The organism is Empedobacter sp. EJD.6dd (assembly GCF_057369435.1).
Genome location: NZ_CM170667.1, coordinates 3330573 through 3344769 on the forward strand (window position 1 = coordinate 3330573; position 14197 = coordinate 3344769).

10 protein-coding genes and 1 tRNA gene are annotated in these 14197 nt (G+C 31.0%); 6 read left to right on the forward strand and 5 right to left on the reverse strand.

The features are described from left to right. The first annotated feature begins 54 nt into the window (after nucleotides 1-54). The 4 genes from AC2I98_RS15620 to AC2I98_RS15635 all read left to right on the forward strand — a co-directional run bounded on the left by AC2I98_RS15620 (nucleotide 55) and on the right by AC2I98_RS15635 (nucleotide 3696). The gene (locus tag AC2I98_RS15620; RefSeq protein WP_486412554.1) at nucleotides 55-2163 is read left to right on the forward strand and encodes a M3 family metallopeptidase; all 2109 of its coding nucleotides are present in this window, start codon (nucleotides 55-57) and stop codon (nucleotides 2161-2163) included. Between the two features lie 95 nt (nucleotides 2164-2258). After that, the gene (locus AC2I98_RS15625; RefSeq protein WP_486412555.1) at nucleotides 2259-2990 is read left to right on the forward strand and encodes a YebC/PmpR family DNA-binding transcriptional regulator; all 732 of its coding nucleotides are present in this window, start codon (nucleotides 2259-2261) and stop codon (nucleotides 2988-2990) included. An 82-nt stretch (nucleotides 2991-3072) separates the two neighbouring features. Further along, on the forward strand, nucleotides 3073-3480 hold the full coding sequence (locus AC2I98_RS15630) for a hypothetical protein (protein ID WP_486412556.1): 408 nt from the start codon (nucleotides 3073-3075) through the stop codon (nucleotides 3478-3480). Between the two features lie 131 nt (nucleotides 3481-3611). Next, nucleotides 3612-3696: transfer RNA gene (locus tag AC2I98_RS15635), tRNA-Ser, on the forward strand. Nucleotides 3697-4474: 778 nt separating this feature from the next. Here AC2I98_RS15635 and AC2I98_RS15640 read toward each other — a convergent pair. Continuing rightward, nucleotides 4475-5044 carry a hypothetical protein gene (locus tag AC2I98_RS15640; protein ID WP_486412557.1) on the reverse strand — a complete coding sequence of 190 codons (570 nt, stop codon included), beginning with the start codon at nucleotides 5042-5044 and terminating at the stop codon, nucleotides 4475-4477. A 166-nt stretch (nucleotides 5045-5210) separates the two neighbouring features. Further along, on the reverse strand, nucleotides 5211-5432 hold the full coding sequence (locus AC2I98_RS15645) for a helix-turn-helix domain-containing protein (protein ID WP_486412558.1): 222 nt from the start codon (nucleotides 5430-5432) through the stop codon (nucleotides 5211-5213). 2244 nt (nucleotides 5433-7676) lie between these two features. On the opposite strand from AC2I98_RS15645, the gene AC2I98_RS15650 reads away from it, so the two are divergent. Together AC2I98_RS15650 and AC2I98_RS15655 are read left to right on the forward strand one after the other, a co-directional pair. Beyond that, a complete protein-coding gene (locus AC2I98_RS15650) occupies nucleotides 7677-8411 on the forward strand; it encodes an RNA polymerase sigma factor (RefSeq protein ID WP_486412559.1) in 735 nt (244 codons plus the stop codon). Between the two features lie 2 nt (nucleotides 8412-8413). Continuing rightward, nucleotides 8414-9511, forward strand: coding sequence for a nuclease/transposase family protein (locus AC2I98_RS15655; protein WP_486412560.1), 1098 nt, complete (start codon nucleotides 8414-8416; stop codon nucleotides 9509-9511). A 1209-nt stretch (nucleotides 9512-10720) separates the two neighbouring features. Here AC2I98_RS15655 and AC2I98_RS15660 read toward each other — a convergent pair. From AC2I98_RS15660 to AC2I98_RS15670, 3 genes are read right to left on the reverse strand one after another with little or no spacing between them, the layout of a single operon-like run. Beyond that, the gene (locus AC2I98_RS15660; protein WP_486412561.1) at nucleotides 10721-11605 is read right to left on the reverse strand and encodes a Ppx/GppA phosphatase family protein; all 885 of its coding nucleotides are present in this window, start codon (nucleotides 11603-11605) and stop codon (nucleotides 10721-10723) included. Continuing rightward, complete coding sequence (gene ppk1 / locus AC2I98_RS15665) at nucleotides 11595-13661, reverse strand: polyphosphate kinase 1 (protein ID WP_486412562.1); 2067 nt, start codon at nucleotides 13659-13661, stop codon at nucleotides 11595-11597. The genes AC2I98_RS15660 and ppk1 overlap by 11 nt, the downstream gene beginning before the upstream one ends. Then, nucleotides 13658-14143 carry a SixA phosphatase family protein gene (locus AC2I98_RS15670; protein WP_486412563.1) on the reverse strand — a complete coding sequence of 162 codons (486 nt, stop codon included), beginning with the start codon at nucleotides 14141-14143 and terminating at the stop codon, nucleotides 13658-13660. Before AC2I98_RS15670 ends, ppk1 begins: the two co-directional genes overlap by 4 nt. Nucleotides 14144-14197: the final 54 nt, after the last annotated feature.

Below are 14197 nucleotides of genomic sequence, written 5' to 3' on the forward strand. Positions count from 1 at the left end.
AATTTGAAACTTTGCTTTATAAGTTTTAACTTCGTTAAGATTAAAAAATATAGAATGTTCAATAAAAAACTTTTTTACGGAATGATGGTTGGATCGTCAATCCTTGCCACTTCTTGTAGCGAAAAGTCAACAAATAGTATGTGGAACGATAAAAATCCTTTTTACGAGGTAAGTAATTTACCCTATCACACAGCTGATTTCTCAAAAATTAAAGATGAAGATTTCAAACCGGCTTTGTTGCAAGGAATGATAGAGCAATTAGCTGAAATTGATAAAATTGCCAATAATTCTGAAGAACCAACTTTTGAAAATACATTGGTTGAAATGGAAAAATCAGGGCAATTATTGTCTAGAGTTAGCCATGTTTTTAATTTACTAACAGGAGCAAATACAAACGAAACATTGCAAGCAGTAGAGGAGGAGATGTCTCCTAAATTTGCAGCTCACAGCGATGCAATTTATTTGAATGATAAATTATTTCAACGCGTTAAAAAGTTACATGATAGCAAACAAACGTTGAATTTAGATAAAGAATCTTCTCGTTTATTAGATGTTTATTATCAACGTTTCGAGTTGGCTGGAGCTAATTTATCTGCTGCTCAAAAAGATGAATTGAAAAAATTGAATGGAGAAATCGCTTCTTTAGAAACTAAATTCTCTAATCAACTATTAAAAGGAACAAAATCTGGTGGAGTAAAGTTTACGAAAGAAGAATTAGCAGGTCTAAGCGAAGCTGATTTAGAAGCTTTCAAACAAGCTGATGGTACATATTTAATTAGTTTATTGAATACAACTCAACAACCAGAATTGCAAAATATGACAAATGCGGCATCTCGTAAAAAGTTATTTGATGCAGCTTGGATTAGAACAGAGAAAAAAGACGAAAATGATACGCGAGAAACGATTTTAACATTGGTTAAAAAGCGTGCTGAGAAAGCGAAATTGTTAGGGTTTAATAATTATGCTGAATGGAATTTGCAAGACCAAATGGCACAAAATCCAACTGCTGCAAAAGGTATTTTAAATCAAATGATTCCTGCTGCAACTGCAATGGCGCAAAAAGATGCGAAAGAGTTTGAAGCTTTAGCGAAGAAAGAAAATCCATCGAATACGTTAACAGCTGCTGATTGGAATTATTACGCAGAAAAAGTTCGTAAAGAAAAATATGACATCGATGAAAATGAAATGAAACCTTATTTTGTTTTAGATTCAGTTGTAGAAAACGGAATTTTCTATATGGCTAAACAATTGTATGGAATTTCGTTTAAAAAACGTACAGATATTCCTGTTTGGCACGAAGATGTAAAAGTCTATGAATTGTTTAACGAAGATGGTACTGAATTAGGGTTATTTTACACAGATTATTTCAAAAGAGATTCTAAACAAGGTGGAGCTTGGATGAGTAATATTGTAGAGCAATCGCATTTATTAGGGACAAAACCTGTAATTTACAATGTTGGTAATTATACAAAACCTGCAAATGGTCAACCAGCTTTAATTTCATATGACGATGTAGTGACAACTTTCCACGAATTTGGACATGCATTACATGGTTTCTTCGCGAATCAAAAATATCCAACTTTATCAGGAACAAATGTATCAAGAGATTTTGTTGAGTTTCCATCTCAATTTCACGAACATTATGTAACAGAACCAGCAGTTTTGAAAAATTATGCGAAGCATTACCAAACAGGAGCTACTATTCCTGATGCATTGGTAGAAAAAATGAAAAAAGCATCTAATTTTAACAAAGGTTATACATTAACAGAAATGCTTTCTGCGGCATCTTTAGATTTGTCTTGGCACACAGTTGGCGTTGATAATAATATTACAAACGTAGATGAATTTGAAAAACAAGCGTTGATTGATAATAAAACCAATCTTCCTCAAGTTCCGCCACGTTACCGTTCATCATACTTTAGCCATATTTTTGGTGGAGGTTATGCAGCTGGATATTTCGCTTATATTTGGGCAGAAATGTTAGATCATGATGCATACGAATGGACATTAGAAAACGGAGGAATGTCTCGTAAGAATGGACAAGTTTTACGTGATAAAGTATTTTCTCAAGGAAATTCAGACGATTTGAATACGATTTACAAAAACTTTAGAGGTAAAAATCCGTCAATCGAACCAATGTTAAAATACCACGGATTGAAATAATCAGTCTAAAATAATAACATCTTAAAAATCCAAGACATAGTTCTTGGATTTTTTTCGTTTTATGAATAAATTTGCAGCTATAAAAACAAGTATAAATGGGAAGAGCATTTGAATTTAGAAAAGGACGTAAAATGAAACGTTGGGCGGCAATGTCTAAAGCGTTTACTAAAATTGGGAAGGATATCGTAATGGCAGTAAAAGCAGGAGGACCTGATCCGCATTCAAATTCTCATCTTCGTGCGGTGATTCAGAATGCGAAGGCTGTTAATATGCCGAAAGATAATATCGAACGCGCAATCAAAAAAGCATCTGATAAAAATACAGAAAACTATAAAGAAGTTATTTTTGAAGGTTACGGACCTCACGGAATTGCCGTTTTAGTTGAAACTTCTACAAATAACAATAACCGTACAGTAGCTAACGTTCGTTCTTATTTCAGTAAATGTAATGGACAATTAGGAACGCAAGGTTCTGTGGAGTTTATGTTTGATCATATTTCTAACTTCAAAATTCAAAAACCAGAAGGTTTTGATATGGAAGAATTAGAGTTTGAGATGATTGACTTTGGAGTAGAAGAGATTTTTGAAGACGAAGATGGAATTGTATTAATTGCTCCTTTTGAGAATTATGGAACAATCTATAAATCGTTAGAAGAAGGTGGATACGAAATTATTTCATCAGAGTTTGAGAGAATTCCTCAGACAACAAAAGAGTTAACGGAAGAACAAAAAGCTGACATCGAAAAATTGTTAGAGAAATTTGACGAAGATGAGGATGTAAATAACGTATATCACACGATGAAAGAAGACGAAGAGGAGGAAGCATAAACTTTTCTTTTGATAATATTTAAAAACCGTTCAATATACCTTGAACGGTTTTTTTATCTTTAAGTTTTTAAATAAAATCTGAATGATAAAAATCTTTACACTATTAGGTTTGGTTCTACAATTTCTTGCATTTTGGATGGCTGCACCAGAAATTCTTGGCGTAGATTGGTTAAGAAAAACAGAAGAAATGATTCGGAAAGTGATTAAACAAATTCCGCAATTTATATTAGCTGTATTAGGAATGGTACTAGGAATGATGTTTTATCACTCCACAGATTCTTTATTTTTATTTATTCTTATCATTATTTTGGTTGTATTCATGTGCGTTTTTTATAAGAAAATAGGAAGTGTTTTAGATGATAAAATTTCTAAACCTCTGATAGAAAAATTAATTATAAATGATGCTTTCCGATTCACTTTATTGAAATTTGCAGCCTTGTTTTTTACTCTTGGTTTCGTTGTTCAAGTAGCTTTGGTACTTTTAGTATAATTTTTTTTAAAAATATTTCTTTGATACTGAATTAACTAAGGTTTTATGTGAAAAAAACTTTAAATTATGATTTGGTAATTCGAAAAAGCGTTCTATATTTGCACTCGCAATACGGCAATAAACGCTGTGTAGGAGAGTTGGCAGAGTGGTCGAATGCGGCAGTCTTGAAAACTGTTGAGGGTCACACCTCCGGGGGTTCGAATCCCTCACTCTCCGCTAAGAAAACCCAATAGAGTAATCTGTTGGGTTTTTGTTTTTTTGAAGTTGTTGAAAATTCTATTTTTATAAAGCTGAAAGGAATGACAAAAAATAATAGATGCGAAGTATGTAGAGTTTTATTAGAATTTCGTTCTTTTCTAGGGAACATAAAAATAATCCCTCACTCTTCGCTGAAAGGGATTCTATTATTTAGAATCTCTTTTTCTGTATAAATAAGTAAGTTTTCTTCCATCATTTCAAGTGATTAATCGAAAATAAATCCATCATTGTAGGTGTTCGATAAATACCTTTTTCATAGTATAAATTACTGTTGAACACTATGTTTACAAATTCTCGTTTTTGTAAAGTATTAGCTTTAGAATAAACAAACTTCATATCGTTAGTTGATTCAGATTCTTTTCTAAGATTTAAAAGTAAACTTCGCATAAAAAAGTATAAATGATATTGTATATTCTAATGTCTTACGCAAAAAATAGTAGACTAATTATAATGTATTTTTTATCTATCTTCTTCGACAATCCTTCGACCGTTGTTCGACTGTTGTTCGACAAAACATACTTTTTCTCGAACCATTGTCGAAGGACACTCGAACAAACCCCGAAGAAATAGACTATTTTGTCTTTCAAAAAAATAGAGATAAAAATAAGAGATATACCTTGTTGTGTAAAACAAAAAACCTCGCTTAAAACACTTAGCGAGATTTTATATTTTATTGTTATTACACCATCTCATGTGCTACGAGCAAGACAAAAGCTTAGTTATTAACGATAGTTTTTTATAAAAATCCACTATATATACTTGGACTTGTAAGAATATTTGCAACTATGTTTGATAAAACATCTCCACCAAAACTTTTTATTTTGTCAATAATCTTTGTTTTAGTCATTTCTGGTTCAGATTCATAATCCTTCATAATTTCTTTTAATTCTTTTACTTGTTTACCTGTTAACTCATCTTTAATAGCTTCTAAAAAAATATTCAAAGTTACTTGCTGAGAAACAGTTTGATTGTTAGTGATTTGAATACTATTTGTTGGATTATAAATTTGTGATTTTATTTCAGGTTCAATAGGTAATAATTTTATAGCTTTTAGTATACCTAAAATTTTTCTATGATTTTTATTGCTTAATTTTAATGAAGCCTCTTTTAAATCTTCTAAATCGCTTGGGTGATAAGATTTTATGAATCGAGTGACAGATGCTTGCCAATTTTCATATTTTTCAATTTCTGTACTTGTATAAACAGAATAAGTTCTAATAACATTATGTCCTGATGGGACAAATTGGACAGTTTTAGTTAAATATTCTCCTTCGGAAATTAAGTTTTCTAAGATTTCAAAATTCATTATGAGGTTCTGTTTTTAAAATTACCACTAACATTGTTTTTTTACAAAACTACTTAGCTGTAGTTTCGTATAAACAATAAATATATTAATTAATGTAATTCATAAACATTATTGTATAATTATAGAAAATAGCTTTTTCACCTTTTCTTTAACTTATTAAGAAGTATTAATCTATTAATTCTTTAAGACTAATATCTAAAGCGTCACAGATTTTTAATAGAGTAGAAAATAAGAAATCTTCTTTACCATTTTCTATATCGCTGATTTTTGATCTATCAAATTTTGAAATTTTTTCAGCTACTTGTTGTTGAGTAAGTCCTTTTTCTTTTCTCTTTTTCTTTATTTTTTCACCGATTATCTTATAATAAGTTGTATAATTTTCGTTCATTGTAAAAAAAAATAATTGTGGTTTTATTGCCACATTAAAAAATATTGTTATATTTGTATAAGCGAATTGATAATTAGACTTTTAATAGTCATAATTAAAACGATGTAATCTCGAACCGTAACGACCAATTTTATCTTCGAGAGTATCGTGAAATCGCTCCATGTCTCAAAAGTTTTGTACTTTCGCATACGGCATGGGCGGTTTTCACATATGCTTTAGGAGATAACTTTTAAACTTTAGAGTTTTTAAGCAGGGTTTGGTCGCCCTCGGTACTAAAGTGTGGAGCCGCCTTGCTTTTTTGCAAGTATTTCTTCATACACGAGAAACATCGTTCCATAAAACCCAACACAAAATGAGAACGAAACAATTTCCATTCATCCGTAAAAAACCCCCAGACAAAGTCTGTTGGTGTTACTAATTCTTTTAAAGAACAAACCTCCGTTTTTATAACATTTTTAAAACACGGAACGTAAAGCAAAGGGCTATCCTTTCTTTACACGCTCTCTATCAGAGCCTCGGTAATGAGACTTTGACAGCTAGGTTATACTTTTATTTTTCGCACATTAAAAGTAAACCCTTTATTGCCATTTTCCAAATTTATTGAGGTTCTGCTACCTGTTATTTAGATGTGAGACGTTAGATTTTAGTATTGAGAGGATTTATTATGTAATAAGTACAGATTAGATATTAGATATGAGAATTGAGATATTAGAGTTGTTGAAAGTGATAACGAATTTGATTATTGAAAAAGGATGAAAAACCGGCATTAAAACTCTCACGTTAAGAAAATGGTTGAGTGTAACGTTAAAAAGATTTTAGCCCGTAGGGTTTGTGAAATCTTTAGAGAAATGAGAACATTTTTAGTAGAGAGGTTTACGGCCTTGACTTGCTTGTGCTGAGCCTGCCGAAGTATTGGTTACTTTTTAGTCAAGTAAAAAGTGACATTAAAGAAATGGAATACCTAAGCCATACTATGGCTTCTCCTTTTAATTTCAAATGTTTTTTTGGATGAGCTTCCCTGAAAGGTATATGAATCCAATATTCATAAAATAATAAAGAGCATGAATAAAAAATGAAAAGAAGATTTCTTGAAATGACAAAATATTAGAGAAATAATGTGTTAAAAAGTGTTAAAATCCTGTATCGGTGTATATCGAAAATGACACTTTTCTGTATCGGTTGTGTATCCGCGCTGTATCCATTCTGTATCCATTGTATATGCGTTCCGTATGGTTTGTTCGTGGTTCGTGTATCGGAAGGGATTGTTAGGATGTACTATATACTAAGTAAAATCTACAGATTAGATGTTAGTATTGAGAATGAAGTTGAGATTAAGGAAGAGACTGAGACTCTGAGACAAGCTTAGAATGACAAAATCCGTTTTTAAAAATGACAACGAATTTGAATATTGAAAAAGGATGAAGAAAATGGCATTAAAACTCTCACGTTAAGAAAATGTTTGAATGGAGCGTTAAAAAGGTTTTAGCCCGTAGGGTTTGTAAAATCTTTAGTGTAATGAGAATATTTTTAGTAGAGAGGTTTACAGCCTTGACTTGCTTGTGCTGAGCCTGCCGAAGTATTGATTACTTTTTTGCTCTCTTCCTCGAAGGGCACATGAATACCGATAATTAAAATAGATAAGCTATGAATAAAAAAGTGATAGAAAGAATTTTACATTCATTTTTTATTCATGAGTTATTATTATTTCAAATGAATTCATATGCCCTACGGGGAACCTTGATGAAAAAACATTTGAAATTAAGAGGAGAAGCTCCAGTGGAGCTTAGGTACATTTTTAAACTTTTACCTTAATGCAAAAGTTACAAAACATCAAGTCTGTGCTTACAAGTCGGTCAATAACGGCTACTCGCTAAATGCTTTAGAACATTCGCATATGAAATGCGAACATAAATCATTTTTAACGCTCTTTACGCCGAATTGACACTCGATTTTTCAGCAATGACGGTTTATAAATTCATTGTTAAAAAAGGATTTGAATATTAATAAGAATAAAAACACGTCAAACGTTAAGCGTATCACGTCAAACGTAATAAAAAACCCCTTTCCCAAAAACAAAGTTGGCGCGATGTACTGGAAAAGGAGTGGCTTTTAAAACTAATGTTGAATTTAAAAACTATGTAAAAACGTAGAACGTCATACGTATCACGTAAAACATAAATAAAACCACCTTTATTATGCTAGAAAAAGAATTTGAATTATTAAAAAAAAGGTAATTCTATTGCTTTGGAACGTATTTATGTCAGATATAATAAACGCATCTTTTGGTTTGGTAAACAAATAATTGAGGATGAGTTTGTAGTAGAATGTTTGGTACAAGATGCTTTTCTTAGATTATGGGAATATCGTGAGAAGATTGAATCTCCCGATCATATCTTTTTCTTTTTGAGACTTGTAATGAAATACAGTTGTTATTCGCATTATACTAAACCGAAGAATAAGTTTTTTAGAACTGTGAGCTCGTTAGAGAGTTATGAGAATTATCAAAGTTATTTGGCAGGATATGATCCCGCTGATGTAATAGAAAACCTGAACGACCATGATAGGCAACAACACTATTTTGATGAAATTATAAAAGTGTTACCCTTATTAAGTGCTGAAAGAAAACATTTGATAGAACTCTGTTTAAAACATGGATTTCGGTACAAAGCGATTGCTAAAGCAATGGGAAGAGGATTAACTGAAACAAGTAATGAAATTAAACATGCTATAGCGGATCTTAAGAAGATTTTAAGTCACCAAAATAAGTTAGTAATTAAAACCAAAACAGTCTCTACAGAAGAGAAACAAGATCAAATATCCGAAACACAATCGTTGATTTTAAAACTTCGATGTAAGCATAAACAATCTTTTGCCAATATCGCTGAAGAATTACAACTGTCTCAAAAAGAAGTACACAATGAGTTTATAGTCGCCTATAAATTTACCCAACAAAATATAGTTCAATCCCTAAACTATTGATGATGGAGAAATCTACTTTAATACTCACTCGAAAAATACAGTTAATTGTTGATTTACCTACCCAAGAAGAACGTAAAGAGGCATTAGACAAGCTTTATATATGGAGAAACAGATGTTTTAGAGCAGCTAATTTGATCGTTTCTCATTTGTATATACAAGAGATGGTGAAAGAGTTTTTGTATCTCTCAGAAGGGATTGTACACAAGTTGGTTGATGAAAAGAAAGATGAAACTGGAATCTTACAACGTTCGCGAATAAATACCACTTATCACGTGATATCAAATCGTTTTAAAGGTGAAATTCCGATGAATATATTATCGTGTTTAAATAGTAGACTCCACAGTACGTTTAACAAAGATTACCAAGAATATTGGAGAGGAGAAGCTTCTTTAAAAAACTTTAAACGAGATATGGCATTTCCTTTTGGAGCAGAAAGTATTAGTAAATTATCTTATCATCCCGAGAAAAAAAGTTTTTGTTTTCGGTTGTTTCAACTTCCATTCAAAACCTATTTAGGAAAAGATTTTACAGGCAACAAAAAACTATTGGAACAGGTAGTAAGTGGTGAAGTTAAACTTTGTACGTCCCAAATAAAAATAGAAAAAGGAAAAATATTTTGGTTAGCTGTTGTTGAAATTGAAAAAGAAAATCATCAATTACAACCCGAAACTATAGCAGAAGCTTCCTTATCATTAGAATATCCATTGGTTGTAAAAGTGGGTAAATCTAGACTTTCTATCGGAACCAAAGAAGAGTTTTTATATAGAAGATTGGCGATACAAGCGTCCCGTAAACGAACGCAAGTTGGAGTAGCCTATGCGAAATCGGGCAAAGGAAGAACTAGAAAACTAAAAGCGCTTGAAAAAATGAGTCAAGTAGAACGTAATTACGTGCATAATCGATTACATGTTTACAGTCGAAAGTTAATTGATTTTTGCATCAATAATAAAGCAGGAACACTTATATTATTGGATCAAGAAGAAAAGATGGAGCTAGCCAAAGAAGAAGAATTTGTATTGAGGAATTGGAGTTATTATGAACTGATGACTAAAATAAAATACAAAGCTGATAAAGCAAGAATAGAGCTTATTATAGCATAAAATACAATTTTTGAGGGTGATTGTACACCCGTAAGGTGAGGTTGATTACGAACACTCACTAAATGTAAACAACATATACAACGGTTCGCTACTTGTTATTTCATCAATAGATAATGGTAATGTACTGGTTATAAGATGGTGTAACGATTTTATAGTTCAAGTGCTGTGATGCTAGTATAGTTGTTTTTATACAAAACAGTATTTGTTTTACTTTTCACAATTTGTAAAGTAAATGTTTTAAAATTATTCAAAATATTAAAACTTATTTTGACCATCGAAAATCAAAAAACTCAAGTCTTTGATTTTAATGAATAATAATACTTCCTATATAAATGCAGGATATAGGTAATATAAACACGTCTGCAACTTGGGATTCTGTCTTAAAATTGGTTAAAAAAAAATGAATTTTGAATATTGGAATAACATTTTTTATCTGTATATGTTCAACTTAAAATAAAGAATTTATTAGAGGTTTAATCCTCAAAGTACTATAATTTTGAGGGTGATTGTACACCCATAAGGTGAGGTTGGTAACGAACACTCACTAAATGTAAATTACATATACAACGCGTGAGCTCACTTACTTTCATCAATAATTAATAGCAGATACTCTTTGATGTTAAAAGCAAGACAATGAGAACGTATATTTGTCTGAAACTAGTCTTTTAGAATTGGAGTTCGTTTACAGAAAAGTGAATTTAAATGTTGGTAAAACATAGTTCATCTATATATATTCAACTTTAAATAAAAAAATTAATAGAGATTCAATCCTCAAAACTCTATTGTATAGTAAATTTAGGATCAAGTTTAATTGGTGTATAACTATAACAGGATTTATTTAAAAACATGTATAGTTATTTTAGGACGGGTCACATCTATAAATAGTAGCAGGATACTCCCAACATCAAGGCAAGATGAAGGCAACATAGTGGCAGTAGAATGTATGTAAACGATTTTTGTAACTCAGATGTTGTTAAATCAGTCTTGTATTTATATAAAAAGACAATTCAAAGAGTTTAAAAATTAAACTCATCTGCTATACTCTTAAGTCTGTTTTATCTATCTAAAAAACTAGAAAAGACAATAAATATTCGAAAGAGGTACCTGTCAGCCCGCTGATAAAGCCCTAAACTTTTATGTTTAGGGCTTTTTTTATTTTATAAAATGATAAATATTAAAAAAGACCAGAACTCGTCTGATCTTTTATTTTTATTTCAAATCTTTATATACTTTTCGAATAATACCGTCCGATAAACCAATTTTTGGAACATGTATTTTCTTCGCATGTGACCATTTTAATACATTATTGTAGATTTCTAACGCGTAAACAACAACATCTGCACGATCGGGTTTCATATTAAAATTTTGCATACGTTCTTCGGCTGTCATAGTTTGTAAAATTTGATAATGTTTTTTGACATAAAGACTACTCAAAGGCATGCCTAATTTTACTCCAGAATATTTGTAAACATGGTTAATGTTTCCTCCCGAACCAATTAATTCTACTTCATCGTGACCAATATTTTCATGAATCCATTGTTTCATTTCATTAAATGTAGTAGGTGCAACTTTATTTTCTAATAAACGAACAGTTCCGACTTCAAATGATTTTGAAGTAAAAACTTTATTATCTTTCAATAAAGTTAATTCGGTACTACCACCACCAACATCTACATATAAATACGTTTTATCATCTTTTATAAAAGCTCCTAATTCCGTATTAAAAAGTAATTCTGCTTCTGTTTTTCCATCTATAATTTCGATGTTGATCCCAGACTTTTTTATTACTTTTTTTACAACATCCTTTCCATTTTTTGCTTCGCGCATGGCAGAAGTTGCATAAGCTTTGTAAATCTCAACATCATATACTTTCATCATCAACGCATAAGACAACATAGCGTCGCAAATACGTTCGATATTATTTTCACAAATTTGTCCATCAATAAAAACATCATGCCCTAAGCGAATTGGCATTCGGACAATACTTGTTTTATTGAAAATTGGTGCACGACCTTCTTCCTCATAAACATAATTAATCAACAATCGCATGGCGTTAGACCCAATATCTATTGCTCCTAATTTTCTAATCTTCATTTTCTTGTTCGTTTAATTTTTTTAAATATTCGTATGTTGTGTATTGAGATCGGTTAGGTTTTTTATTATTGCGTTTATATTCTAACGAAGATTTTGCAGTAATTCTGCGTCCTTTCACATTATCTTCAAAACTAAGGTTAAACGTATCCATTACAATTTTCTTAAATTTATGATCATAAATAGGGCATGCAACTTCTACACGGTTATCCAAATTACGTTCCATCATGTCTGCAGAAGAAATATAAACTTTATCATCACCTGCATTTTTGAACCAATAAATACGTGGATGCTCTAAGAATTTATCAATAACGCTGACGCATTCTATATTTTCGGATAGATTTTTTACTTCAGGAATTAAACAATTTATTCCACGAACAACCAAACGTACTTTTACACCTTTTTGGGATGCTTTGTACAATAAATCGATGATTTGTTTGTCGCTTAAACTATTCAATTTCATATTGATTTCCGCAGGTAAACCAGCTTGATGATTTTTGATTTCTCGTTTGATCATCTTTACTATTTTTTTACGTGTTCCGTAAGGCGAAACCAATAAATGATTATAAGTTAAGTTCAAATAATTTGCTCCAAAGAATTTAAAAATCTGTTCAACATCTTTTGTAATTCCAGGATTTGTCGTGAAATAAGTATAATCTGTATAAATTTTTGCCGTTCCTGCATGGAAATTTCCTGTGCTGATAAACACATATTTTTGAGCCAATCCATATTCAGGTTTTCGTTCGATGTATCCAATTTTAGAATGCACTTTCAAGCCTGGAACACCAAAAATAACATTTACACCAGCTTCTTGTAGCTTTTTTGACCACATCGCATTGTTCGATTCATCAAATCGTGCACGAAGCTCTAAAACTGCTGTTACTTCTTTTCCATTCATAGCAGCATTTATCAACGAATGCATGACTTGTGAATCTTTTGCAACGCGATAAACTGTGATTTTGATTTTGGTAACCTTTGGGTCAATCGCTGCTTCTCGCAAAAATTTCAATAATAATGAATAATCATGATAAGGAGCCATCATCATTTCTTCGTTTTCAGAAAAAGCCTGAAAATAGCTATTGTAACTAAAAGGTTTATTCTGAATGATTGGTTTGATTTTTTCGTAAGTTAATCCTGGGATATCAAAACTTGGAAAGCTCATCAAATCTCGTTTATTGTGGTATTTACCTCCAGGATTAATACTATCATATTCATCAAGACGTAATTTTTTTAAGAAAAATTTCAACGTATCTGGAGCAATTTCAGCATCGTAAACTAATCGAACTGGAACACCTTTTTTACGGTTTTCTAAACTATTGATTACTTTTTCTAATAAACTATGTTCAAGGTCATTATCGAAATCTAATTCACTGTCTCGCGTAATTTTAATAGAATGTGCTTCAATCGTTTCGAAATCAAACATCTTGAAAATATCTTTCAAATGATAACGAATAATATCTTCTAAATACATGACATATGTATTTTCGTCAAATTTTGGAAGAACAATAAAACGTGGAAATAAGTGAGTTGGAACAATTAAAAGTGCATATTGAACTTTATCTTTTAATTGCATTTTAACTGCTAAATAAAAAGAGCCATCGCGCAATGGAGGCGCTTTTTTGATATCATCTAAAATAAAAACTCCTACAGTATGAATGAATTCGTTGTAAAAATATTCTGAAATAAATTCTAAATAACTTTCTGGAATCGAAGTATCATCAATCACAAAAATATTGTAATTCTCTAATTCTTTGAACAATTGATTATGTAAATCATCGTACTGAACACGTTGTTGACGGACAATTTCATTGATTTCATCAATTAATTCTTCATCAGTTTGATCGGGTACAATATTTTGATAAACAATTTCAACGTCTTTAAACTGAATAGAACGTAAAATAGTGGAATAGCGAACAGAATAAAATTCATCTAAATTGTTAGAGTAAATTCCTAAAAAACGGATTCTTTCTAACAAAGGAACAGTTTCGTCAGAAGCTTCTTGTAACACACGTGCATTGAAAGAAAGCCAACTGATTTCTCGGTTTATATATTTTTTCATTTAATTTCTTTAGGTGTAATAATTTTCATGGTTTTACCTTTTGCAATCGTTTTCCAGTTATCTGAATCGAATTGTATCCAAACAAAACCAGAAGTAGAGAGATTATAAATCATTTCGTTTCCTAATTGATTGGTGATATCAGTAAAAGCAGGATTATGTCCAAAAATAAGAACATTTTGCAATTGATTATCCAAATTTCTGATCCATTTATCTAATAAATAATGCGAAAAAGTATACAATTCATTTTCGATATGAATATTTTGAGTAGGAAAAAGGATTGGCTTTACCAGTTGAGAGGTTTCTTTTGCACGAACTGCTTTGCTTGAAAAGACTTTGTCAAATTTCAATTCAAAATTTTCGTGGAGATAGTGCGCAATTTTTTTAGTTTTAAATTCACCAATCTCTGTAATAGAACGAAATTGATCAGATACATTTTCGTTCCATTTACTTTTTGCATGACGCATTAAAAACAAATTTTTCATAACGCAATTATTTAAAAAAGAAACAGTAGTTAAATCTACTCATTATCTAACGAA